General features: G+C 65.8%; 20 protein-coding genes and 1 pseudogene. 10 read left to right on the forward strand and 11 right to left on the reverse strand.

Annotated elements, in window-relative coordinates; genetic code table 11:
- Positions 1-123 precede the first annotated feature (123 nt).
- A pseudogene (locus AVAK2825_RS19845) lies at positions 124-438 on the reverse strand (Lrp/AsnC family transcriptional regulator); the annotation flags it as partial.
- 93 nt (positions 439-531) lie between these two features.
- On the opposite strand from AVAK2825_RS19845, the gene yedA reads away from it, so the two are divergent.
- From yedA to hemP, 7 genes are all read left to right on the forward strand, one after another.
- Complete coding sequence (gene yedA / locus AVAK2825_RS19850) at positions 532-1,455, forward strand: drug/metabolite exporter YedA (RefSeq protein WP_284402130.1); 924 nt, start codon at positions 532-534, stop codon at positions 1,453-1,455.
- Between the two features lie 222 nt (positions 1,456-1,677).
- Positions 1,678-1,986, forward strand: coding sequence for an SWIB/MDM2 domain-containing protein (locus AVAK2825_RS19855; RefSeq protein WP_272552302.1), 309 nt, complete (start codon positions 1,678-1,680; stop codon positions 1,984-1,986).
- A 213-nt stretch (positions 1,987-2,199) separates the two neighbouring features.
- Positions 2,200-2,472: a (2Fe-2S)-binding protein gene (locus AVAK2825_RS19860; protein ID WP_272552300.1), complete on the forward strand. Its 273-nt coding sequence runs from the start codon at positions 2,200-2,202 to the stop codon at positions 2,470-2,472.
- Positions 2,473-2,569: 97 nt separating this feature from the next.
- Positions 2,570-3,271, forward strand: a complete 702-nt coding sequence (locus AVAK2825_RS19865) for an energy transducer TonB (protein ID WP_284402134.1) — start codon at positions 2,570-2,572, stop codon at positions 3,269-3,271.
- Between the two features lie 15 nt (positions 3,272-3,286).
- Positions 3,287-4,003, forward strand: coding sequence for a MotA/TolQ/ExbB proton channel family protein (locus tag AVAK2825_RS19870; protein ID WP_092745016.1), 717 nt, complete (start codon positions 3,287-3,289; stop codon positions 4,001-4,003).
- Positions 4,004-4,008: 5 nt separating this feature from the next.
- A complete protein-coding gene (locus AVAK2825_RS19875) occupies positions 4,009-4,416 on the forward strand; it encodes an ExbD/TolR family protein (protein ID WP_272563844.1) in 408 nt (135 codons plus the stop codon).
- A 90-nt stretch (positions 4,417-4,506) separates the two neighbouring features.
- Complete coding sequence (gene hemP / locus AVAK2825_RS19880) at positions 4,507-4,725, forward strand: hemin uptake protein HemP (protein WP_284402139.1); 219 nt, start codon at positions 4,507-4,509, stop codon at positions 4,723-4,725.
- A gap of 210 nt (positions 4,726-4,935) precedes the next feature.
- On the opposite strand, the gene AVAK2825_RS19885 is transcribed toward hemP, so the two are convergent.
- Entirely contained in the window at positions 4,936-5,343 is a 408-nt protein-coding gene (locus AVAK2825_RS19885; protein ID WP_272552295.1) for a GlcG/HbpS family heme-binding protein, read from the reverse strand.
- A 222-nt stretch (positions 5,344-5,565) separates the two neighbouring features.
- Here AVAK2825_RS19885 and AVAK2825_RS19890 point away from each other — a divergent pair, with 222 nt between their 5' ends.
- Both AVAK2825_RS19890 and AVAK2825_RS19895 read left to right on the forward strand, forming a co-directional pair.
- A complete protein-coding gene (locus tag AVAK2825_RS19890; RefSeq protein ID WP_272563846.1) occupies positions 5,566-6,258 on the forward strand; it encodes a Bax inhibitor-1/YccA family protein in 693 nt (230 codons plus the stop codon).
- A gap of 156 nt (positions 6,259-6,414) precedes the next feature.
- A complete protein-coding gene (locus AVAK2825_RS19895; protein ID WP_284402143.1) occupies positions 6,415-6,795 on the forward strand; it encodes a hypothetical protein in 381 nt (126 codons plus the stop codon).
- 34 nt (positions 6,796-6,829) lie between these two features.
- Here the strand turns inward: AVAK2825_RS19895 and rlmD are convergent, their stop codons facing one another.
- The 3 genes from rlmD to AVAK2825_RS19910 all read right to left on the reverse strand — a co-directional run bounded on the left by rlmD (position 6,830) and on the right by AVAK2825_RS19910 (position 9,217).
- Positions 6,830-8,269, reverse strand: a complete 1,440-nt coding sequence (gene rlmD, locus AVAK2825_RS19900; RefSeq protein ID WP_284402146.1) for a 23S rRNA (uracil(1939)-C(5))-methyltransferase RlmD — start codon at positions 8,267-8,269, stop codon at positions 6,830-6,832.
- 44 nt (positions 8,270-8,313) lie between these two features.
- A complete protein-coding gene (locus tag AVAK2825_RS19905) occupies positions 8,314-8,628 on the reverse strand; it encodes a hypothetical protein (protein WP_284402148.1) in 315 nt (104 codons plus the stop codon).
- Between the two features lie 112 nt (positions 8,629-8,740).
- Entirely contained in the window at positions 8,741-9,217 is a 477-nt protein-coding gene (locus AVAK2825_RS19910; protein ID WP_284402150.1) for an Lrp/AsnC ligand binding domain-containing protein, read from the reverse strand.
- A gap of 104 nt (positions 9,218-9,321) precedes the next feature.
- Here AVAK2825_RS19910 and putA point away from each other — a divergent pair, with 104 nt between their 5' ends.
- On the forward strand, positions 9,322-13,083 hold the full coding sequence (gene putA / locus AVAK2825_RS19915; protein WP_284402152.1) for a trifunctional transcriptional regulator/proline dehydrogenase/L-glutamate gamma-semialdehyde dehydrogenase: 3,762 nt from the start codon (positions 9,322-9,324) through the stop codon (positions 13,081-13,083).
- Between the two features lie 139 nt (positions 13,084-13,222).
- On the opposite strand, the gene AVAK2825_RS19920 is transcribed toward putA, so the two are convergent.
- The 6 genes from AVAK2825_RS19920 to AVAK2825_RS19945 all read right to left on the reverse strand — a co-directional run bounded on the left by AVAK2825_RS19920 (position 13,223) and on the right by AVAK2825_RS19945 (position 21,634).
- Positions 13,223-13,945, reverse strand: a complete 723-nt coding sequence (locus tag AVAK2825_RS19920; RefSeq protein ID WP_284402155.1) for a DUF2325 domain-containing protein — start codon at positions 13,943-13,945, stop codon at positions 13,223-13,225.
- A gap of 490 nt (positions 13,946-14,435) precedes the next feature.
- Positions 14,436-17,201 carry a type VI secretion system ATPase TssH gene (gene tssH, locus AVAK2825_RS19925; RefSeq protein WP_284402157.1) on the reverse strand — a complete coding sequence of 922 codons (2,766 nt, stop codon included), beginning with the start codon at positions 17,199-17,201 and terminating at the stop codon, positions 14,436-14,438.
- Between the two features lie 37 nt (positions 17,202-17,238).
- Positions 17,239-18,369, reverse strand: coding sequence for a type VI secretion system baseplate subunit TssG (gene tssG, locus AVAK2825_RS19930; protein ID WP_284402161.1), 1,131 nt, complete (start codon positions 18,367-18,369; stop codon positions 17,239-17,241).
- Positions 18,366-20,240 carry a type VI secretion system baseplate subunit TssF gene (tssF, locus tag AVAK2825_RS19935; protein WP_284402163.1) on the reverse strand — a complete coding sequence of 625 codons (1,875 nt, stop codon included), beginning with the start codon at positions 20,238-20,240 and terminating at the stop codon, positions 18,366-18,368. Before tssF ends, tssG begins: the two co-directional genes overlap by 4 nt.
- A 66-nt stretch (positions 20,241-20,306) precedes the next feature.
- Complete coding sequence (gene tssE / locus AVAK2825_RS19940) at positions 20,307-20,831, reverse strand: type VI secretion system baseplate subunit TssE (protein ID WP_272552281.1); 525 nt, start codon at positions 20,829-20,831, stop codon at positions 20,307-20,309.
- 8 nt (positions 20,832-20,839) lie between these two features.
- The gene (locus tag AVAK2825_RS19945; protein ID WP_284402165.1) at positions 20,840-21,634 is read right to left on the reverse strand and encodes a type VI secretion system accessory protein TagJ; all 795 of its coding nucleotides are present in this window, start codon (positions 21,632-21,634) and stop codon (positions 20,840-20,842) included.
- Positions 21,635-21,730: the final 96 nt, after the last annotated feature.

A 21,730-nucleotide genomic window follows, 5' to 3' on the forward strand; every position in this document is an offset into this window, starting at 1 on the left:
GGGCCTGCAAGGCCCCTCATGCACCCAGGCGCAGACCGCTGCTGGGCCTCATCACGCTCAAACGGCTACTGGCGCCCACTCCTCCCTATTCGGATTCGTCAAACATGGGGTTGTGAGAGGCTCCCAACTGTCTTCCCCCGTGACGTTGTAGGCATTCAAGACCTCGGGCGTCTCTTCGATCAGTCGAACCACCCGGGCATATTCCGCCCGGCCCACGCGGATGATGGCGCGAATGCCATAGCCCAGGCGGGCGTAATCCAGACGAACGCCATAGCCACGGATCACCCCCGAAGCTTCCAGTTTGCGAACCCGCTCGGTCACCGCGGGCTGGCTGAGATGCACCCGCCGGCCCAGTTCTGCCATCGAAATGCGCGCATCCTGCTGCAATTCGGCCAAAATTCTGCCGTCATGGGCATCCAGTTGAGAAACTTCGGTCATGGCATTATTTAACCATTGAAACAAAGGTGATCCATATCTTCAGCCTTGCAAATGCCATGGAAGAGCACGCCCAGCCTGCATAGCATCTGCAGCATGACTTCACTTTCCACATCCCCCGCCAGCCCCGCTGCACGCGGCCTCCCCACGGTGCTGCTCCTGGCCCTTTTGGCCTGCTATCTCATCTGGGGCTCGACCTATCTGGCCATCCAAGTGGCCCTCAAGAGCTTTCCACCGTTTTTCCAGATGGGAACCCGCTTTCTCGCTGCAGGTGCACTGCTGATGGCATGGGTGGCATGGCGCAAGCCCCAAAGCGGCAACCCACCGAAGTTCCCGACGAAGCGGCAATGGCTCCATGCGCTCATCGTCGGTGCGCTGATGTTGGGCGGCGGGATGGGGCTGACGGCCACCGCCAGCGTACACGTCGGCTCCGGCCTCATCGCGGCCTGCGTGGCCGTGGTGCCGATGATGATCGCCGCATGGGGGCTCTTGTGGGGAAGGCGGCCGACACGCGGCGAGACGATGGGCATGCTGCTGGGCGCCCTGGGTGTTTTGGTACTGATGCAAGGCGCCAGCTTTTCCGCATCCCCTATCAGCATGGTCTGCATCCTCGCGGCGACCTTGTCGTGGTCTCTGGGATCTGTGCTGTCCACCACGCGCTTCCCGCTGGCCGACGGGGCCAGTGGTTTCGCCAGCGAGATGCTGTGCGGAGGCGCCGTGCTGATGGTTGTGTCCCTGGCGCTGGGTGAGCAGCCTGCGTGGCCGCCGCAACCCGAAGCCGTGCTGGCATGGCTCTACCTGGTGACGCTGGGCTCGCTGGTGGGATTCAGCGCCTACCTTTATCTGCTGCGCCATGCAACGCCGGCACTGGCATCGAGTTATGCCTTCGTCAACCCGCTCATCGCCTTGCTGCTCGGCAGCGCCATTGCTGGCGAGCAGCTGACCGCCGGCGAATGGGTCGCCTGCGCATTGATCCTGTCCGCGGTCGTGGCCATTTTCGTCTCGCGGCGATCGCGCTGAGATCGCTGCCGATGCGCCACCGGAGAGCATGCGCATCCCATTGCAGTGGCCATGACGGGCGCCAGCACCGTGGCGCTTGCGCGGTACCCAAGCAACAAATGGAGGCAAAAAAAGCCATGCCTCGCTTGGAAACGCGTTTTTTTCCCAGTAGCATCTGCGGGCCAGTGGAGAAGCAGGTTTTCGCTGGTGACGATATTTCACTTCCAACAAGGAAAACCCAACATGGCAACTGCAAAGAAAGCGCCGGCCTCCGAAGCCAAGGCCGCAGCCCCCGCGAAGAAGCGCACCCCGAACGCCGCTTTCATGAAAGCCCTTACGCCCAGCCCTGCCCTGGCTGCCGTCGTGGGCTCCACGCCCTTGCCCCGTACCGAGATCATCAGCAAGCTGTGGGTCTACATCAAGGCCAACGACCTGCAAGACGCCAGCAACAAGCGCATGATCAATGCCGACGCCAAGCTCAAGGAAGTGTTCGGCAAGCCCCAGGTTTCCATGTTCGAAATGGCTGGCCTGATCGGCAAGCACGTGAAGTAAGCATTCCATCGTCTGCACGTTCAGCAGGCGGCGAATGAAAAACGAAGCCGGCACCACTGCCGGCTTTTTTTCGCCTGCACCATCGGGAACCCATGCGCGGCCGGTGTGTCAATCCACTGCTTTTCAACAAGCAAGAAACCAAAGGATTGCAAATGCGATGAATTCGCATTTATAATGCCCCATTGTCAACAGCCAGCCAACACTGCCTGCACCATGATCGTTTGTGTCTGCCGCCGGGTTTCTGACCGCGAAATTGCACGCCATGCACATGCTGGCATGAGTTTCGACGAGATCCAGTTCGAGCTGGGCGTGGCCACCCAATGCGGCCGTTGCGAAAGCTGCGCACGGGATGTCGTGGCCCAATGCAGCGTTTCGCATCCGGTCGCCGCGCTGCACAAAGAGATCGCCTCGCAGACGATCCAGCTTGCCAACTCCATTTTGGAAAGCAAAGCATGGAACTGCTCTCAACCCTCGCAGGCAGCCTGATTCTCGTCATCGGCTCCGTGTGGTGGATCTTCCGTAAGTAACTTGGCCTTCTAGGCCTCTGGCGCTTGTCCTGTGGGCGTTGGCAGCTATCATTTTTATGTCCCAATTTGATCGATATGGCTCCTCACGGGGTGTGAGCCGCAACGCCGTGATCGCAGGTTCCGTCGTGCTGTTGCATGTGGCCGGATTGTGGGCACTGCAGTCGGGCCTGCTGCGCAAGGCCGCAGAGGTCATCGTGCCTGCCGAAGTGCTGAGCGAGTTCATCACGCCGCCAGCGCCCCCTGCCCCGCCCGTTCCACCGCCCCCCAAGCCAGCGCCACCGCATCCGCCGAAACCGGCCCCCAAAGCGCCTGCCCCGCGTCCGGCGCCCATGCCGGTGGCCATTCCCGACCGCACGCCCGCGCCCAATGCGCCCACCGGGATCACAGAACCCCAACCTCCTGCACCGCCCATCGCAGCACCGATGGCGCCCCCTGCGCCGCCGCCCGCTCCTCCAGCGCCGCCGGCGCCTCCGAAGATCGAATTGCCTTCCAGCGATGCGGCTTACCTGAACAATCCCAGGCCGACCTACCCGGCCATCAGCAAGCGGCTGGGCGAGCAAGGCAAGGTCGTGCTGCGCGTGCTCATCGGCACGGACGGGCTTCCGCAGAAGGTGGAAATCAACAAGTCCAGCGGCTTCGACCGGCTGGACCGTCAGGCCCAGGACGCCGTGATGCGCTGGCGCTTCGTGCCGGGCAAACGCAACGGCGAGCCCGAGACCATGTGGAACCTGGTCCCCGTCAATTTTGTTCTCGAATAATTTTCAGGAGTTTTCATGGAATCGCATTTCGGCATTGCCAACGTTTGGATCCAGGGTGACTTTGTCACCCGCGCTGTTGCCGTGCTGCTGCTCGGCATGTCTCTGGCCTCCTGGATCGTCATCCTGATCAAGGCGATGGATATCTTCCGCTTCAAGAAACATGCGCGTGGCGCACGTGATTTCTGGCACAGCGAAGACTTCGCCGCCGGCCTGAGCAAGCTCGGCGACGACCCTGCTAACCCCTTCCGCCATCTGGCCCTGGAAGGGCGCGAAGCCACCGCGCACCACCGCAATACCAAGGCGCATCTGCATGACAGCCTGGATGTGAGCGACTGGGTCACGCGCAGTTTGCGCAACTGCATCGACGAGTTCACGGCCCGCGTGCAATCGGGCCTGGCCGTGCTGGCCTCGGTCGGCTCGACCGCTCCGTTCATCGGCCTGTTCGGCACCGTCTGGGGCATCTACCACGCGCTGGTGGCGATCGGCACTTCGGGCCAATCGACCATCGATAAGGTGGCCGGCCCGATCGGCGAGGCACTGATCATGACGGCCCTCGGCTTGGCCGTGGCGATTCCTGCCGTGCTGGGCTACAACGCGCTGGTGCGGGGCAACAAGTCCATCCTGAACAACCTGAACAGCTTCGCGCATGACCTGCACGCCTACTTCGTGACGGGCGCACGCGTCAGCGCCCCTGGCGAACAAGCCAAGGTGCTGCCGATCAAGAAGGGCTGAAAACCATGTCTTTCGGAACCCAGGACGACTCCGACGAGGTGATGAACGAAATCAACATGACGCCGCTGGTGGACGTCATGCTGGTGCTGCTCATCATCTTCATCATCACGGTGCCAGTGATGAAGCACGCCGTGCCGGTGGACTTGCCACGTGCCTCCAATCAGCGCGAAGACGTCAAGCCCGAAACCATCCGCCTCAGTGTCACCGCCGATGGCAAATACCACTGGAACGAACTGACGATCGGCGACGACGAACTCGAACCCCGCCTGAAAGCCGAAGCGGTGAAGGATCCGCAACCCGATCTGCACATCCGTGGCGACAAGGAAGTCCGCTATGAGCGCGTGGCCCAGGCCATGTCTGCCGCCCAACGGGCCGGCGTGCGCAAGATCGGGTTCGTGACCGAGCCTCAGTGATAAATATTTACAAGATAGGCAGGCGCTTCACTTGACGAACAATTGAGAATGGTTATCATTAAATCAATCGCAAAGCACAGAGGATTTCTCATGCACGCCAGTCTCAACGCCCTGCCTTCTTCGTCTTTTTTTGGCTCCGCCGTTTTTCAGGAGCGCGAGCCGTCCGGCGCCGCGCACCTGGGAAGCTCCGCACCCGCTGTCGATAGCCGGGAACTGCTCAAAGGCCAGAAGACCGTGGCCATCTGCCACAACGGTTCGGTCTACCGCCTGCAGGCCACCAAACTGGGCAAACTGATTCTGACCAAATAGGTTTCATCGTGGGGCGACTCCAGGGCACCTCAGTGCCTGAAGGGTCGTATTTGCCAGCCAACGGGTTGCCCGCGTAGCCAGGCTTTTTTTCACCCCGCCCAAAACAAAACCGGCCCTGCAGGCCGGTTTTTTCATGTGCCATGCGGATCCGGCGTCTGTCGCGTGTGATGCCCGACACGGCATTGGCTCGGCATCCCGACCACCGTCGATTCAAAGGCCCAATGCGGCGATGCCCGCCTTGGCGATCTGCGCGTCTTCCGTCGATTTCACGCCGCTCACCCCCACTGCGCCCAGGCACTGACCGTCCTTCATGATCGGCACGCCGCCTTCCAGCAGGCCGTCGATGAATGGAGCGCTCAGGAAGGCCGTGCGGCCCCCGTTGACGATGTCTTCGTAGACTTTGCTTTCACGGCGTCCCAGTGCGGCCGTGCGGGCCTTCCCGGGAGCGATGTGGGACGACACCGGAGCGGCCCCATCCAGGCGCTGAAGGGACAGCAGGTGCCCCCCGTCGTCCACGATGGCAATCGTGACCGCCCATTGGTTCTTGAGGGCTTCGGCCTCGGCCGCCGCAGCGATCTTCTTGACGTCGGCGGCTTCGAGTTCGGGTTTGGTTTTCATGGCGGTAGCAGTCCAGTCCAGTTCAAATCAGGGAAGGCAGGGCCGATGGCCCAACGAAGTCCACGAGCATACCGGCTCCCCATGACGGCGCTCTGCGGGCCCAAGGCAAAAGACTGCATCCTTAAAGTACGGGATCGAGAGAGGGTATTTGAAAGCGCCGGGATCGGCACCACCTAGAATTTGTACGTCTGCGCTGTGCAGGCCTCAAAGGAGAGATAGAAGATGAACGACCAAGTCACCACCCTGGGCTCAGCGGGATATGGGGTCTCGCAGGAGCAGCGGCAGAAAGTGCTGCGCAATACCTATTGGCTGCTTGCGCTGAGCATGCTGCCAACGGTGCTGGGCGCGTGGGTCGGCGTCGCAACCGGCATCACCCAGTCGCTGCGTGGCGGCGTCGGGCTGATCGTGTTCCTGGGCGGCGCTTTCGCCTTCATGTATGCGATCGAGAAGACCAAGCACTCTGCTGCGGGCGTTCCCGTGCTGCTGGCCTTCACGTTCTTCATGGGTCTGATGCTGTCTCGCCTGATCGGCATGGTGCTGGGCTTCAAGAACGGTACCGATCTGATCATGACCGCCTTTGCCGGCACGGCAGGCGTGTTCTTCGTGATGGCCACCCTGGCCAGCGTGATCAAGCGCGATCTGTCGGGCATGGGCAAATGGCTGTTCGTGGGCGCGATGGTGCTCATGGTCGGCGCCATCATCAATGTGTTCGTCGGCTCTTCGGCCGGCATGATGGCGATCTCGGTCGCCGCCATCGGCATCTTCAGCGCCTACATGCTGTATGACCTCAAGCAGATCCTGGACGGTGGCGAGACCAACTACATCAGTGCCACGCTGGCCCTGTACCTGGACATCTTCAACGTGTTCCAAAGCCTGCTGGCCCTGCTGGGCATCGCGGGTGGCGAGCGCGATTGATGCGCTGCTCTGATTGAACGTTGACGCAAAAAAGGCCTCGCAAGAGGCCTTTTTCCATGGTGCAGGGGGTGTTGCATCAATGCGTTCGGGAATATTCCACGGAAAAGCAGGGCCTCGCCCTCAATCCTCCAGGCGCCGTGCCGATAATCAAGCCACATGGCTCATCTTCCAGCCCCCCTCCTCCGTCCGCGCTACGCCGCTGCATCCCTGGCATTGGTGCTTTTGTCCGGCTGCGAGATCCCGGGCCTGGGGCCCGACCCCCGATTGGTTCAGAAGGAGGCCGAAGCCAAGGCGATCGGCGGCGCCTGCCGGCATGCGCTGCGCGGCCTGGAGGATTGCTTCACGCTGAACCCCAAGGCCGCCAAGGCCTCGGTCTTTGCCGGCTGGAAAGACATGGATCAGTACATGCGTGACAACAAGCTCGAGGGCTCGCCCTCGGTGCTGGGCAAGCTGGAGGCCAAGCCCGATCGCGCCAGCCGCGGCGGTGAAGCCGGGGAGTCTGGCGAGTCCGGCGCCTCCTCCCGCAACCGCAGCTGACCGCCACACTGGTCAGCCAGCGTCGACGGCGCCGTCAGGCACGCTCGAACACCGCCATGCTTTCCACGTGCGCCGTGTGGGGAAACATGTTGACCACGCCCGCGGCCACGCACCGATAGCCCGCCTGGTGCACCAGCAGCCCCGCGTCGCGTGCCAGCGTGGCCGGATTGCAGCTCACGTACACGATGCGCTGGGGTGGCACCCAACCTTCGGCCCCTGCCGGCAGCGCAGGCGCCTCTTCGGCACCCAGGCGTGCCTGGTGGATGTCCGCCAGGGCTTTGGCGAGGGCGAAGGCCCCTTCGCGGGGTGGATCGACCAGCCACTTGTCCGCCACGCCATCAGCCACCAGCATCTCCGGGGTCATTTCGAACAGATTTCGCGCGACGAAGGCCGTCGAGGCCAGGGGCTGCCCTTCGGCGGTCAAGGCTTGGTTGTATCGGTAGTTCTCGCGCGAACGGGCCACGAGGGCCTCGCTGCCTTCGATACCCAACACTTCGCGCGCCTGGGTGGCGATGGGCAGCGTGAAGTTGCCCAGGCCGCAGAACCAGTCGATCACCCGCTCCTGCTTGCGCGCGTCCAGCAGGCGCAAGGCACGCGACACCAGGACGCGGTTGATGTGCGGATTCACCTGCGTGAAGTCCGTGGGCTTGAACGGCATGGTGATGCCGAAATCAGGCAATGCATAGGACAGCTGCTCGCTCTCGGCATCCAGCAGCTTCACGGTATCGGGCCCCTTGGGCTGCAGCCACCATTGCACGCCCTGCTCGGCCGCAAAGGCTCGCAGCTTGGCCAGGTCGTCCGCGCTCAGGGGTTCCAGGTGCCGCAGGACGAGGGCGGTGACGTGGTCGCCGCAGGCCAGTTCGATCTGGGGGCAGGTGTCGCGGGCCTCCATGGAGGCGATCAGGGCGCGCAACGGCACCAGCATGGCGCTCACATGGGGGGGAAGCACGGGGCAGACCTCCATGTCGGCCACATAGCGGCTCTTGCGCTCGTGGAAGCCGACGAGCACCTGGCCTTTCTTGATCACGTAGCGGACCGAAAGGCGCGCACGGTAGCGGTATCCCCAGGCCGGACCTTCGATGGGCCGCATGATGGTCTCGGCCTTGACCTTGCCCAGGTGCCAGAGGTTGTCCTCCAGCACCCGCTGCTTCACGGCCACCTGGGCAGCCACGTGCAGGTGCTGCATCTTGCAGCCGCCGCAGGCTCCGGCATGCAGGCCGAAATGCGGGCAGCCCGGGCGCACGCGTTGCGACGATTCACGGTGAATTGCCGTGAGGCTGGCCTGCTCCCAGTTGTTCTTCTTGCGGTGGGTATTGGCGGTGACGAGTTCGTGGGGCAAGGCGCCGTCGATGAAGACGACCTTGCCGTCGGGCTTGCGGGCCACGCCCTGGGCGTCCATGTCCATGGACGTGACTTCCAGCCAGCCTTGCGGCCATTCGTTCGTGGGGATCGGTGTTTCTGTGGGGTCGCTCATCCCCCGATTGTCTCAGGCCGGGCCGCCCTTCCCGGCGCGAGGCGTCAGCTGCGATCGGCGCGTGCGCGGCGCGGGGTGGCGGGCAACGCTTGCACCGAAGCGCCGCCAATGGATGCAGACGCCGGAAGCCGGTTGATCTCCAATTCGCATCCGTAGTTGTCCAGCGTGAACACCAGCGTGCCGCCGGGAACCACGCGGGGAAGCGTTTCGTGCACCTGGCGGGCCAGGTCCACCGGAGGCCGTTGCGAGCGGTAGAGCACCTGCTGGTCGGCGCCATAGACGAGGTAGCAGGCGGCAGACGCGCCCTGGGAGAAAAAGCCGGCCAGAAGCGCGGCGGCGGCATAGCGGATGGCTGGCATGGTGGGATCCCTTCCTCGGTGCGTTAGCGCAGGTGAATGGCGCCGATTATTGCGGACTTCATGCCACGGCGGATCAGCGATGGGAGCCCCATTGCGACAGACGGCGCCCCGTTCAGCCCAGATTCAGGTGGGTGGAGTGCTTGACCTCTTCCATGACGGCGTAGGTTCGCGTCTCGCGCACGCCGGGCAGTTGCCAGAGCACATGGCCGGCAAATCCGCGGTAGGCCGTCATGTCGGCCGAGCGGGTTTTGAGCAGATAGTCGAACCCGCCCGCCACCATGTGGCACTCCAGGATCTCGGGGTGCACCTGCACCGCCGCCTTGAACTGGTCGAACACATTGGGGGTCGTGCGGTCCAGCAGCACCTCCACGAACACCAGCAGCCCGGCCCCGAGCTTGAGCGGATTGAGCCGCGCCTCGTAACCCAAGATGTATCCGTCGCGGGTGAGGCGCTGCACCCTGGACAGCACGGCCGTGGGCGACAGCGCTACGCGTTCCGCCAGTTTGAGGTTCGCGATGCGTCCGTCTTCCTGCAGCGTTTTGAGGATGCGGCGATCGATGCGATCCAGGGAGGGTTCGGCGTCTTGCATCTTTGGATTTTTATTCTGTTCTATCGGGTTTTTTTGGAAAGTAATTCAAATTAATCGCTTGCATGATGCACAGACCTCCAGCTCACTGGTCTTCCTACGCCGCCATGTCCCTCTCCGCCGACTCTGCCGCACCCGCAACCGACGATTTCGCCTTCGCGCCCCGCCCCCTGGACAGTCATCCGTTGCGCCACGCCATCACCGCCGCGTACCGGCGGCCCGAGCCGCAGGCGCTGGCTCCCTTGCTGGATCTGGCGCGCCTGCCGGCCAGTGTGTCCGGAGACATCCAGGCGCTGGCCCTGCGTCTGGCCGATACCTTGCGCCACCGCAAGAGCGCTGGCGGACGGGCGGGCATCGTGCAGGGCTTGCTGCAGGAGTTCGCCCTGTCGTCCCAGGAAGGGGTTGCGCTCATGTGCCTGGCCGAGGCCTTGCTGCGCATTCCCGACAGTGCGACGCGCGACGCGTTGATCCGCGACAAGATCCGCTCGGGCGACTGGGAGCCCCATCTGGGCAAGAGCCCCTCGCTGTTCGTGAATGCCGCCACCTGGGGGCTGCTGCTCACCGGCAAGCTCGTGGCCACGCACAGCCAACGCGGCCTGACGTCCGCACTGCGGCGCCTGACCGCCAAGGGCGGTGAGCCGCTGATTCGCAAGGGCGTGGACATGGCGATGCGCATGATGGGCGAGCAGTTCGTTACCGGCGAGACGATCGATCAAGCGCTCTCCAACGCCCGCACGATGGAAGCACAGGGCTTTCGTTACTCCTACGACATGCTGGGCGAGGCCGCATTGACCGCGGACGATGCGGCGCGCTATCTGCGCTCCTACGTGGAGGCGATCCACGCCATCGGCAAGGCGTCCGCCGGCCGCGGCGTGTACGAGGGACCCGGCATCTCGATCAAGCTGTCGGCGCTGCACCCGCGCTACAGCCGCGCGCAATATGCCCGGGTGATGGACGAGCTGTACCCCAAGGTGCTGCAACTGGTCGAGCTGGCCCGCCAGTACGACATCGGACTGAACATCGACGCCGAAGAGGCCGACCGGCTGGAGCTGTCGCTCGACCTGCTGGAGCGGCTGTGCCGCGCCCCGTCGCTGGCGGGCTGGAACGGCATCGGCTTCGTCATCCAGGCCTACCAGAAGCGCTGTCCGCACGTGATCGACTGGGTGATCGACCTGGCCCGCAACACCGGGCACCGCCTGATGATCCGCCTGGTCAAGGGCGCCTACTGGGACAGCGAGATCAAGCGCGCTCAGCTGGACGGCCTGTCCGACTACCCGGTGTACACCCGCAAGGCGCACACCGACGTCTCCTACATCGCCTGCGCACGCAAGCTGCTCGCCGCCACCGACGTGGTGTACCCCCAGTTCGCCACGCACAACGCGCAGACGCTGGCCACCATTTACCAGCTCGCAGGCCCCGGCTACCAGCCCGGCCAGTACGAGTTCCAGTGCCTGCACGGCATGGGCGAGCCGCTGTACGAGCAGGTGGTGGGCGCACCATCGGACGGCAAGCTGGGCCGCCCCTGCCGCATCTACGCGCCGGTGGGCACGCACGAAACCTTGCTCGCCTACCTCGTGCGCCGATTGCTGGAAAACGGTGCCAACACCTCGTTCGTGAACCGCGTGGCCGACACCACGCTGGCGCTGGAATCGCTCGTCAGCGACCCCGTCGCCACGGTGGATGCCGCCGCGGCGGCGGAAGGCACCACCGCTCTGCCCCATCCTCGCATTCCGCTGCCCAAGGACCTGTACGGGGCCCGCCGCGCCAATTCGGCGGGAGTGGACCTGTCCAACGAATCCGTATTGGCTCGGCTGTCGAAGGCGCTGGCCGCTGAAAGGCAACAGTTCTGGCAGGCCGAGCCCCTCATCGACGGGCCGGTGGCCGATGCAGGCACGACGCTGGCCGTGCGCAACCCCGCGGACCCCACCGATGTCGTGGGCCACGTGCAGGAGGCGACCGATGCCGACGTGGACTGCGCGCTGCAGGCCGCCTGCGATGCCGGCCCCGGCTGGGCCGCCACGGCGCCCAACGCACGGGCTGCTGCGCTGCGGCGCACCGCCGGCCTGCTGGAGGCGGGCTTGCCTCAGCTGATGAGCCTGCTGATGCGCGAGGCCGGCAAGACCTGCGCCAACGCGGTGGCCGAAGTGCGCGAGGCGGTGGACTTCCTGCGCTACTACGCCGTGCAGACCGAGGGCCATTTCGACAACGAAACCCACCGCCCGCTCGGCCCGGTGGTCTGCATCAGCCCGTGGAATTTTCCGCTCGCCATCTTCATGGGACAGGTGGCTGCCGCCCTGGCCGCCGGCAACACCGTGCTGGCCAAGCCGGCCGAGCAAACCCCGCTGATCGCAGCCGAAGCCGTGCGCCTGCTGCATGAAGCGGGCGTGCCGCACGGTGCGGTGCAACTGCTGCCAGGGCGTGGCGAGACGGTCGGCGCCCGGCTGGTGGGCGATGCCCGTGTGATGGGCGTGATGTTCACCGGCTCCACCGAAGTCGCGCGCATCCTGCAGCGCAGCGTGGCCGGACGGCTCGACGCGCAGGGCCGCCCGATTCCGCTGATTGCCGAAACCGGCGGGCAGAACGCGATGATCGTGGACTCCTCCGCGCTGGTGGAGCAGGTGGTGGGCGATGTGGTGGCCTCGGCCTTCGACAGCGCCGGCCAGCGCTGCTCCGCCCTGCGTGTGCTGTGCGTGCAGGCCGATGCGGCCGACCGCGTGATCACCATGCTCAAGGGCGCCATGGCCGAGCTGACCATGGGCGATCCCGGCCTGCTGGCGGTGGACGTGGGCCCGGTGATCGACGAAGAGGCGCGCGCCGGCATCGAAGAGCACGTGGCCACGCTGCGCGCCCAAGGCCACGCCGTGTTCCGCCCAGCGGTGGATGCCAAAGTGCTGGCACGCGGCACCTTCGTCGCCCCCACGCTGATCGAGCTGTCCAGCATCGGCGAACTCAAGCGCGAAGTGTTCGGCCCCGTGCTGCACGTGGTGCGCTACGCCAGCGATGGACTGGACACCCTGCTCGACCAGATCAACGCGACGGGCTACGGCCTCACGCAGGGGCTGCACACGCGCATCGACGAGACGGTGGAGCGCGTGGTGCGCCGCGCGCACGCGGGCAATGTCTATGTGAACCGCAACATGGTGGGCGCCGTCGTGGGCGTGCAGCCTTTCGGTGGCGAGGGCCTGTCGGGCACGGGCCCCAAGGCCGGCGGGCCGCTGTACCTGCTGCGCCTGCTCTCCCGGCATCCGGCCGACGCCGCGCGTGCCGCGATCGACAGCACGGCCGCCGCCCCACCGGACGCCGCTGCGCGCGCCGTGCTGCAGGCCCCACTGCAGGCCCTGGCCGCCTGGGCACCGGGCGCAGGCCATGCCACGCTGGCCGCGACCTGCACGGCCTTGGCCGATGCCGCGGTGGCCGGCCTGGCCTGCACCCTGCCGGGCCCCACGGGCGAGCGCAACCAGTACACGCTGGCGCCCCGCGCCCGCACGCTCTGCCTGGCCGACAACGACAGCGATCGCCTGACCCAGTTGGCGGCAGTGCTGGCCGTCGGGGGCAGCGCGGTGTGGCCGGTGGCCGAAGCCAGCGCCCTGCATGCCCGGCTGCCCGCCAGCGTGCAGACGCGCGTGGCCTTGGCGAACGACTGGCGCAGCCCCAGCGTGGCGCTGGATGCCGTGCTGCACCAGGGCAGCGCCGAGGCACTGGCGGCGCTGTGCCATCAGATGGCGCAGCGGCCGGGTCCCATCGTGGGCATCACCACGCTGGCGGCGGGGGGCACCGAGGTGCCGCTGGAGCGGCTGGTGATCGAACGCGCCCTGAGCGTGAACACCGCAGCGGCGGGCGGCAATGCCAGCCTGATGACCATGGCCTGATGCGTGACAAGAGGCTGATAGTCAAAATGGCCTCCAGCACATGATCGACTAGGGCATATAGCTATAAATTTCATAGCAAACGATCATCAGCCGCTACCGGTCGCGCCCGTCCGAAGCCCGCGGTGCGTGGGCTACTGGCCTACCGCTGCAGCACGGGCTCGTCCTGCGGATGCGCCAGCCCCCGCATGATCTGAACGACCTGGGGCTGGTCCACCAGCACGCACGGTTTGCCCGTGCGCTTGCAGTGGTCCTGCACCCGCCAATAGTCGTCATGGCCGACGCAGCCGGTCTGGCAGATCACGAAGTCGGCGGCGATCAGGCTGGCTTCCAGCGCCGCATTTCCGCCGGGCAATGCGGCGGCGATTTCTTCCACCGCCGCTTCCGGCTTGCGGCCCACCGGCTGCGCGATCAGGCTGCCCGCGGCATCCGGCGCAATGCAAACCACGGACCGCATGCGTCCTGGCCGGGCCGACAGGCCCTCGGTCGCCACCGCCCGCAACGCCATGGCAGGCAATGGCATGGTGTGATGGGAACGCGCGGCCCGCCACTGCCAGTGGAGCACCTCGCGCATCAGCTCATGGATGCGCTGCCCCAGGGCTTCGATCTGCCAGCCCATGGCACGCCGCCGCGCAGGGCCCTGGAGCGCAGCGGCATTCCCTTCGGCAGCTTCCTCCCGGGCGAATGCCAGCGCCGTCTCGGCCACGATGGCCCGTGCCCGCAGGCGGATGGACTGGGCCTGCAGGCGCTCGATCTCTGCAGCCTGCATCGCCAGCAGACGGCTGCAGCGGATCTGCGCCCGCCCGTACCCGTCCAGAAGGACTCGGTGTTCCTCGATGAGATCTTCCAACGGCGTGTCGGTCATCTGCGCTCCCTTTTTCAAACCGATGCGGGACGAGCCCGATGCCAGCGCAGCGCACCCGGCTGCGCCCCTACTCGACCCGCAGTGAACTGCTGAGGTGCCGCTGCAAGCGCGGCACATTTGATTGATAACCATTCTCATTTAATGATACACTGGCGTCAATCGCTGGCCAGGGTGTTCGGTGGTTTTTCTCAGAATCCACCGCCAATCCGGTCAGCTCTCAATCGGTTTCATCGTGGGGCGACTCCCGGACTCTCCGTCCGACGGGTCGTTTTTTGCCAGCCAACGGGCGTGCTCGCGTAGCCAGGCTTTTTTTGCGATGAATGCATCCGTTCGAACGAATGAACGGCGTCCTTTCCAGACTGCAATGCCGCGCGGCCTTCACCGGCGTGCGAGCGCCTGCCGCCAGCACCATTCCCTCATCCTTGCTGGTCGTCCTGGGGCTGGCGCCAGCCTCCATGGCCCCTGCGCCAGGGGCCATGGAGCGTCGGCATCAACCGAACACGATCTCGAAATCGCTGTCCGATGCGCTGAGCTGGATCTGGCGGATCACGTGCGCGTCCACGGACGATTGCAGGAACTGCATGGCCAGGCGCGGCAGCAGGTTCTGCGTGATGATGCCGTCCACCATGCGCGCGCCGGATTCGACCTCGCTGCAGCGCTGGCGGATCAGCTGCACCGCGGCCTCGTCGAACGTGAACTGCGCGTTGTGCCGCTCCAGGATGCGCGTCTGGATGCGCTGCAGCTGCAGGCGGATGATCTGGTCCAGCATCGCGTCGGAGATGGGGAAATACGGCACCACCACCAGCCGGCCCAGCAACGCAGCCGGAAACTTTTCGAGCAACGGCTGACGCACGGCCTTGGCCAGGGCCTCGGGCGGCGGCACCAGATCGGGGTCGCGGCACATGCCGGCGATCAGCTCCGAACCCACGTTGGAGGTCAGGATGATCACGGTGTTCTTGAAGTCGATGTAGCGACCTTCCCCGTCTTCCATCCAACCCTTGTCGAACACCTGGAAGAACAGCTCGTGCACGTCGGGGTGGGCCTTCTCGATCTCATCGAGCAGCACCACGCTGTAGGGCCGACGGCGCACGGCTTCGGTCAGCACACCGCCTTCGCCGTAGCCCACGTAGCCGGGCGGCGCGCCCTTCAGGGTCGAGACCGTGTGCGCTTCCTGGAACTCGCTCATGTTGATGGTGATGAGGTTCTGTTCGCCACCGTACAGCGCCTCGGCGAGCGAAAGCGCGGTCTCGGTCTTGCCAACGCCCGACGGACCTGCCAGCAGGAACACGCCGATGGGCTTGCCCGGGTTGTCCAGCTGCGCGCGGGCGGTCTGGATGCGCCGCGTGATGGCTTCCAGGCCGTGCCGCTGGCCGATCACGCGCTTTTCCAGCGTGTCCGCCAGCGTGAGCACCGATTTGACCTCGTCGCGCACCATGCGGCCCACCGGAATGCCAGTCCACTCCGCCACCACGGCGGCCACCACGCTGGCATCGACCACGGGCTGCAGCAGCGGGTCCTCGCCCTGCATGCGCAGCAGTTCACCGCGCAGGCCGCTCAACTGGTGGACAGCTGCGGGGTCCGCCCCATCGCCCTGCGCTGGCGCAGGTGCCGAAGCGGCCGGGCCCTGCGCATCGGCGGATGCCACGGTGCCGCCCTGCGCGGCGCTTTCGGCGGGCGGCGCAGCTTGGGCCGCGGCTTCCTTGGCCACGCGGCGGGACAGCACGGCAGCCTCTGCGTCCACGATCTGCTGCACCATGGCCTTTTCGCTTTCGAAGCGGGCCTTGAGCACCTCATGCTCCGCCTCCAGCCGCGCCAGCGACGCATTGATTTCATCGAAGCGCTCGGTCTCGCCCACGCCCAGGTCCAGTTCTCGCTGCACGATGTCCTTTTCGACCGCGAGCGACTCCAGTTGCCGGATCACGGCCTCCAGGCGCGCCGGGGTGGCGTGCAGGCCCATCGCCACGCGCGAGCAGGCGGTGTCCAGCAGGCTCACCGCCTTGTCTGGCAGTTGCCGCGAGGGGATGTAGCGGTGCGACAGGCTGACGGCGGCGGCCACCGCGTCGTCGCCGATGCGCACGCGGTGGTGGCCTTCCAGCTTGGCGGCCACGCCACGCAGCATGAGCACGGCCTTGGCTTCGTCCGGCTCGTGGATCTGCACGAGCTGGAAGCGCCGGGTGAGCGCCGGGTCTTTCTCGATGTACTTCTTGTACTCGGCCCAGGTGGTGGCGCCGATGGTGCGCAGCACGCCGCGCGCGAGCGCGGGCTTGAGCAGGTTGGCCGCATCGCCCGTGCCGGCCTGCCCGCCCGCGCCGATTAGCGTATGGACCTCGTCGATGAAGAGCACGATGGGCGCCGTGCTGGCCTGCACCTCGTCCAGCAGGGCCCGCAGTCGGTTCTCGAACTCGCCCTTCATGCTGGCGCCGGCCTGCAGCAGGCCGATGTCCACGACGCGCAGTTGCACGTCTTTGAGCGGCGGCGGCACATCGCCCGCCGCGATGCGCAGCGCCAGTCCTTCGACCACGGCCGTCTTACCCACGCCGGCCTCGCCGACGAGGATGGGGTTGTTCTGGCGGCGGCGCATCAGGATGTCGACCATCTGACGCACTTCTTCGTCGCGCCCGGTCACGGGGTCCAGTTCCTGCTGGCGCGCGCGCTCGGTCAGATCGACCGTGTATTTCTGCAGCGCCTCGCCACGCCCCGTGCCGGTCGGGCCCGTGGCACCGCTGGCCTCGCCAGGAACGCCCGAGAGGCCGGAACCGTCTGCCGCGCCCAGGCGCGACTCCGGCGAATCGGGCAGCAGCTTCGCGAACGCGTCGCTCAAGGCCGGCTCAGTCAAACGGCCCAACTCGCTGGAGATGGCCCGCAGTTCATTGGCCAAAGCGCGGGTGCGGACCATGCCGGAGAGCCAGTAGGCGCTGCGGATCTGGGATTCGCCGAACATCAGCGTGGCATAGACCCAGCCGCGCTCGATGGCGGTCTCGATCTGCGCCGAGAAATCGCTGATCGAGGTGGCCCCACGAGGAAGGCGGTCCAGGCTCTGCAGCACGTCGGCCGCGAGCTTTTCGGCATCGATCTCGAAGTGCCGGAACACGCGCACCAGATCGGAATCGGTTTCCTGCAGCAACTGGTGCAACCAGTGCACCAGCTCCACATACGGGTTGCCGCGCAGCTTGCAGAACACCGTAGCGCTTTCCAGCGACTTGAACAGCAGGGGATTCAATTTTCCGAAAAGGGCTTGCCGGCTAATTTCAGACATGGGACCTCGGTGAGTCAGTTTTTAAAAAGGGAGCGCATCAGGCGTGCGCGGATTCGGGTGGCGAGGTGGCGCGGCGGGCAGCGCCCTTGCGCAGGGTCAGCCAGTGCTCGGGGTCCAGGCGGAAGTCGTCCGGATCGCGGGTGGCGGGTGCCGACAGGGACCAGGTCGTCCAACCCAGCCGCGTGGCGCCGCCGAGCTGGCAGGGGGGCACGTCTTCGCGGCGCAGCACCAGTTCGAAGTCCCACGCGAACTCGATGCCCAGATAGTTGCGCACCCAGTCCACCAGCGCCTGAAAGTCTTCGCCCGAAGGCAGGAAGCGCTCGTACTGCGCCAGCGTGATCGGCCCGATCCGCAACCGGAACTTGCTCTGTGCATCGGGCACCCGGCTTCCGACCACGGTGTCCACGCCCAACTGTGAATTGCAGGCATTGCGCGACAGCCGCGTCTGCTGGCGGGGTTCGAGTTCCAGGTAGTGCAACGCGTATTCGATCAACTCCACCGGCACGCCGAAATACAGGCGAATGGCGGCGGTCAGGCCTTCCGGGTTGCGCGTCCAGCGGGTGAGGTGGCCCGCCATGTACTGCTTGGCGTGGTCCGGCACCGCGTCGCGGGACCGCTGTGTGGGCTCGCCCAGCCCCACCAGGCTGCGCACGTGCCGGCCGAAGGAATCGTCGCCCGCCCGGTCCAGCGAGGTGGTCGGCTGCGGGTCCGACCACGCCCGAAAGAACAGCAGCAAGAGCCGGTGGTGGAAGATGTCCGAAAAGCGCGCCAGCGTCGGGTCGTCGTACTGCCGAAGGCGCTCGCGCACGTACTCCGTGAGGTGTGTGGGCATCGGCCCGTTGGGCCCGTAGAGCCCGAAATTCCACACCATCAGCCGCTCTTGCTGGCCCGCCACAGCGGGCAGGACCTCCGCGAGGGTCGCAGGGGCAAAGGCCAGCGACGGGTCCTGGCCCAGGCGAAGGGACTCGCCCTGGGGCCGCAGGGCCCGGCCGAACCGGGGAAACTCAGGCTGGCGGGCCTGCAGCAGCCGCAGCGTGAAGAACAGATCGAATTCGTGCGGGTTGTCTTTCAGCTTTTGCCAAAAGAGCGCCACCCCGGCATCACTCGGTGGCCGTGCAATCCGCGCCTGCCGGGCGTCGCCCGCGTCGAGCGTGGGCAAACGGCTCATGTGCAGGGCCTTTGGCCGGGCCGCACCCGCCACTGCGCGATGCGGCCGCGCTGGCGCGAATCGAGGGCCAGTTCGGTGTAGCTGTTCACCCCCACGTGCCGCGCGAAGAAGCGCTCCAGCACGGCCATCAACGGCCAGGGGCTGACACCGGCCAGGGAGCTTTCGTCCACGCCGACCGAGACTCCCACGCCCCGGCCGTAGACCAGTTGCCCATGCTGAGGCAGGCGGCGGGTGATGGCGGAAATGCCCACGCCCTTGATGCTGGAGACTTGGCCGGACAGGTCCTTGTCGCCCAGGTCGAGGTACAGCCGCAGCAGATCGCGCAGCGTGGCCGCGCCCTCTTCTTCCGACAGGTCGGTCATCGCCAAGTAGTTCAAGGACAGGTGCGAGATGAGGCGCCAGGTGATCTCGTTCTCGGCCACGCTGGATGTGGGCCGCGTGGGACCCGCCACAGTGCGCACGCGGTCCACTGGCACGGATTCCACCGTGGTGAAGTCGCCCTCGCTGCTGCGCCCGCCCATCAGCAACGGCAGGTCGCGGTTAGTGCACAGGGTGCGCACGCTCAGCTGCTTGAGATCGTCCGAGAACGGGGCTTCCCGCTGATCCACGAGGGAGATGAACACCTCGCTGCCCAGGTACTGCGTGCGGGGGCCGAAACGCGCCGCATGCTCCGAAAACAGCCGAGGCTCCCTGCGCGCGGCAAAGTAGGCCTGGTCGCTGGACCGGATGCCATGGATGGAAGAAAACAGCGGCACGAACTCGCGGTCGTTGAGCTGCCCCTCGCGGTGGCCCGTCACGCCCAGCACGCTGTAGACCTCAAAATCCCGAGGGCGGGTGCGGTCGGGCACCACGTGGTATTCGTTGACGTTCGGCGCCACATGGATGCGGTCGGCCGGGCGTTCGAACAGGTTGATCGCGGGCACGCAGTGCAGCAGGAACTTGTGCCGATCCACCTGGGCTTCCAGCGCAGGCTGAGCACGGCGCAGCAGCAAGGTGATGGCAATGGCTTTGGTCTCGGCCTTGGCCAGAGCGGTCTGCAGCCCGCGAATCGAGAAGAACCGGAACCGCGCCGGGAACGCGAAATACTCATGGAGCAGCCGGTGCCCCTGGAAGCTGCGGTGCGAGTACGGCAGCAGGGCCTGCGACTGCTCGTAGCCTTCTGCCTGCAGGGCATCGGCTGGCAGGTGGGCCCAGACCCGCGAGGGGTCCTGCGCATCGTGCACCACGATGCCGATCAGCGACTCGTGGATCAGCTCCTGCAGGTGCGATGCCACCGCATCGCCTGCCGAGATGTGCACCTCCAGCCGGTCCATGCGCAGGTCGCAAAAACGCAGCGCTCCACGGGTGGACAGGTCGATGCGCAGGTGTGCCGCAGGCTCTTCGGGCAGGCGCAGCCGCGACAGCGGCAGGTCCAGCGGCGGGCCGCCAAGACGGGCCTGCGTGAGATCGATCGGCCACAACGTGAGCTCGTGCCCGGTGCGGAAATCGCACGGCGTCTGCTCCTCCGCCGTCTTGCGCGCCCTCAGCACGCTGCCCACCGGCAGCGTGTAGCCATCGGCCAGGCTGCCTTCGCTCGCGCTGGGGTCCATCTGCACCACCACCATCGACGGCGTGGGGGCCAGATAGTGCGGACAGACCATTTCCAGAATGCGCTGGGAGAGCCGCGGAAACTCCGCATCCATCTTCATCTGGATGCGGGCGGTCAGGAAGCTGAACCCTTCCAGCAGGCGCTCCACGTAGGGGTCGGCCACCTCCAACTCGCGCAGCGACAGGCGGCCAGCCACCTTGGGAAAGGCGGCCGCGAATTCGGCGCCCAGCTCCCGCAGATAGCTGAGCTCACGGTTGTAGTACTCGACCAGGCGAGGATTCATCGGGACATGCCCTCCGGCACATCGAAGACCGGTCGGATGGCGCAAATATGCATGGCCTGGATCACTTCACCGTAAATCAGAGACGACCACCTGCCCGGTTTCCAGGTCCAGGCTGGTCTTGAGCAGCAATTCCATCGGATAAGGCGCGGACCAGAACTGGCAGCGGATTTCGAACTGCAGCGTGTTGTGGTGGCTGAACAGCTTGCTGGAGGGGGCCAGGGCCACCGTCAGCGTGTCGCGAAGGATGCGGGGCTCGTGGGCCAGGATGGACTTGCGGATGGCTTTCTCGATGTCCTTCCAGTCCAGCTCGGACAGCAACTGGCCTGCCAGTGGCGTCATGCCGAAGTTGATCACCGACCGTTCTGCCTCGGGAAGGCCTTCGAAGTCGATGTGCGAGGTCGCATCCGAAGCGTTGAGCAACCAGTTCAGATCCCGCAACAAGGCCTGGCGCAGGCGGGCCTCGGTGACATAGACGGCATCGGCACGCTCGGTGCGCTTGCTGGGCTCGTGGTCCGTCAGGCGGTCCAGCAGGGCCGGCTGCAGGCGGTCCTTTCCGTTGCCGAAGTTGTCATTGGGGCGCGTGGTCGCCATGGATCGGATCAGCCCTGGGTCGATTCGGCCGTGAACTTGATGCGGCGCACGTCCAGCAGCGCATGGTCTGCCTGCTCGGAAATCCACACGCGCTGGCCGAGGCCAGCCACCTGTTCCTGCCCCAGATCGCTCCACTCGGTGGTGCGCGACAAGCGCACGCCATCGGATGCCACGCTCTCCGAGCCCGGGTACCGCGTGGGAATGAATCCGAGCATCTGCCCGCCGTTGACCAGCGTCACCTCGCAGGCCGACCAGACCAGATCGCGCAAGTCCTGCGGTTTTTCGAAGTTGATCTGCTGGATCGCGGTGAAAGGAACCCAGTAGTACCCGCCGTTGGCATACAACTCGCAGACCGGGCCCAGCCGCGCATCGGAATCCGCCAGCCACTCGAACGGGCTGCCGTCCAGTTCACCTGGCGAAGCAGGTGCCTCGTCGAAGGCACTGCTGCGCAGTTCGGCGGCCTTTTCGGCCTGGCCGTCCGCCGCGCACTGGAGCGCCTCGACCATCCAGCCCAGCCAGGCCGGTGGGTCCCCCAGAATCTGCGGCGTGCGCCGGCCAGCGAACACGTCCCGCCGAGCCACTTCGCAAAGAATCACCTCGCGGTAGGCCTTGGCCATCGGCGCCGTCTTGGGGTCCAGTTGCGCGCAGATCTGCAATTGGTCGAGCGCCTTCTGCCACTCGCCGAACAGCACCAGCATCTGGAAGTAGTAAACGCGCAGAGACGCATCCGCCGGATCCTTGCGAATGGCCTCCTTCAACGAACTCAGCTGCGTATCCAACGGAAGCTTGGAATCAAAGATCATGGGACGGATGGGACCTTGAACGAAAGGGCATGAAGACAGCGCCGCCGATGCATCCTCCCGGCGGGAAGCCGGCGCGAGACCAGGGCCGATGCCATG

It is taken from the genome of Acidovorax sp. SUPP2825, assembly GCF_030158995.1.
In the GTDB taxonomy this organism is placed as follows: Bacteria; Pseudomonadota; Gammaproteobacteria; order Burkholderiales; family Burkholderiaceae_C; genus Paracidovorax.

Coding starts and splice junctions, on each gene's coding strand:
- yedA (WP_284402130.1), top strand. CDS start 532: ATGACTTCACTTTCCACATCCCCCGCCAGCCCCGCTGCACGCGGCCTC.
- AVAK2825_RS19855 (WP_272552302.1), top strand. CDS start 1,678: ATGGCAACTGCAAAGAAAGCGCCGGCCTCCGAAGCCAAGGCCGCAGCC.
- AVAK2825_RS19860 (WP_272552300.1), top strand. CDS start 2,200: ATGATCGTTTGTGTCTGCCGCCGGGTTTCTGACCGCGAAATTGCACGC.
- AVAK2825_RS19865 (WP_284402134.1), top strand. CDS start 2,570: ATGTCCCAATTTGATCGATATGGCTCCTCACGGGGTGTGAGCCGCAAC.
- AVAK2825_RS19870 (WP_092745016.1), top strand. CDS start 3,287: ATGGAATCGCATTTCGGCATTGCCAACGTTTGGATCCAGGGTGACTTT.
- AVAK2825_RS19875 (WP_272563844.1), top strand. CDS start 4,009: ATGTCTTTCGGAACCCAGGACGACTCCGACGAGGTGATGAACGAAATC.
- hemP (WP_284402139.1), top strand. CDS start 4,507: ATGCACGCCAGTCTCAACGCCCTGCCTTCTTCGTCTTTTTTTGGCTCC.
- AVAK2825_RS19885 (WP_272552295.1), bottom strand. CDS start 5,343: ATGAAAACCAAACCCGAACTCGAAGCCGCCGACGTCAAGAAGATCGCT.
- AVAK2825_RS19890 (WP_272563846.1), top strand. CDS start 5,566: ATGAACGACCAAGTCACCACCCTGGGCTCAGCGGGATATGGGGTCTCG.
- AVAK2825_RS19895 (WP_284402143.1), top strand. CDS start 6,415: ATGGCTCATCTTCCAGCCCCCCTCCTCCGTCCGCGCTACGCCGCTGCA.
- rlmD (WP_284402146.1), bottom strand. CDS start 8,269: ATGAGCGACCCCACAGAAACACCGATCCCCACGAACGAATGGCCGCAA.
- AVAK2825_RS19905 (WP_284402148.1), bottom strand. CDS start 8,628: ATGCCAGCCATCCGCTATGCCGCCGCCGCGCTTCTGGCCGGCTTTTTC.
- AVAK2825_RS19910 (WP_284402150.1), bottom strand. CDS start 9,217: ATGCAAGACGCCGAACCCTCCCTGGATCGCATCGATCGCCGCATCCTC.
- putA (WP_284402152.1), top strand. CDS start 9,322: ATGTCCCTCTCCGCCGACTCTGCCGCACCCGCAACCGACGATTTCGCC.
- AVAK2825_RS19920 (WP_284402155.1), bottom strand. CDS start 13,945: ATGACCGACACGCCGTTGGAAGATCTCATCGAGGAACACCGAGTCCTT.
- tssH (WP_284402157.1), bottom strand. CDS start 17,201: ATGTCTGAAATTAGCCGGCAAGCCCTTTTCGGAAAATTGAATCCCCTG.
- tssG (WP_284402161.1), bottom strand. CDS start 18,369: ATGAGCCGTTTGCCCACGCTCGACGCGGGCGACGCCCGGCAGGCGCGG.
- tssF (WP_284402163.1), bottom strand. CDS start 20,240: ATGAATCCTCGCCTGGTCGAGTACTACAACCGTGAGCTCAGCTATCTG.
- tssE (WP_272552281.1), bottom strand. CDS start 20,831: ATGGCGACCACGCGCCCCAATGACAACTTCGGCAACGGAAAGGACCGC.
- AVAK2825_RS19945 (WP_284402165.1), bottom strand. CDS start 21,634: ATGATCTTTGATTCCAAGCTTCCGTTGGATACGCAGCTGAGTTCGTTG.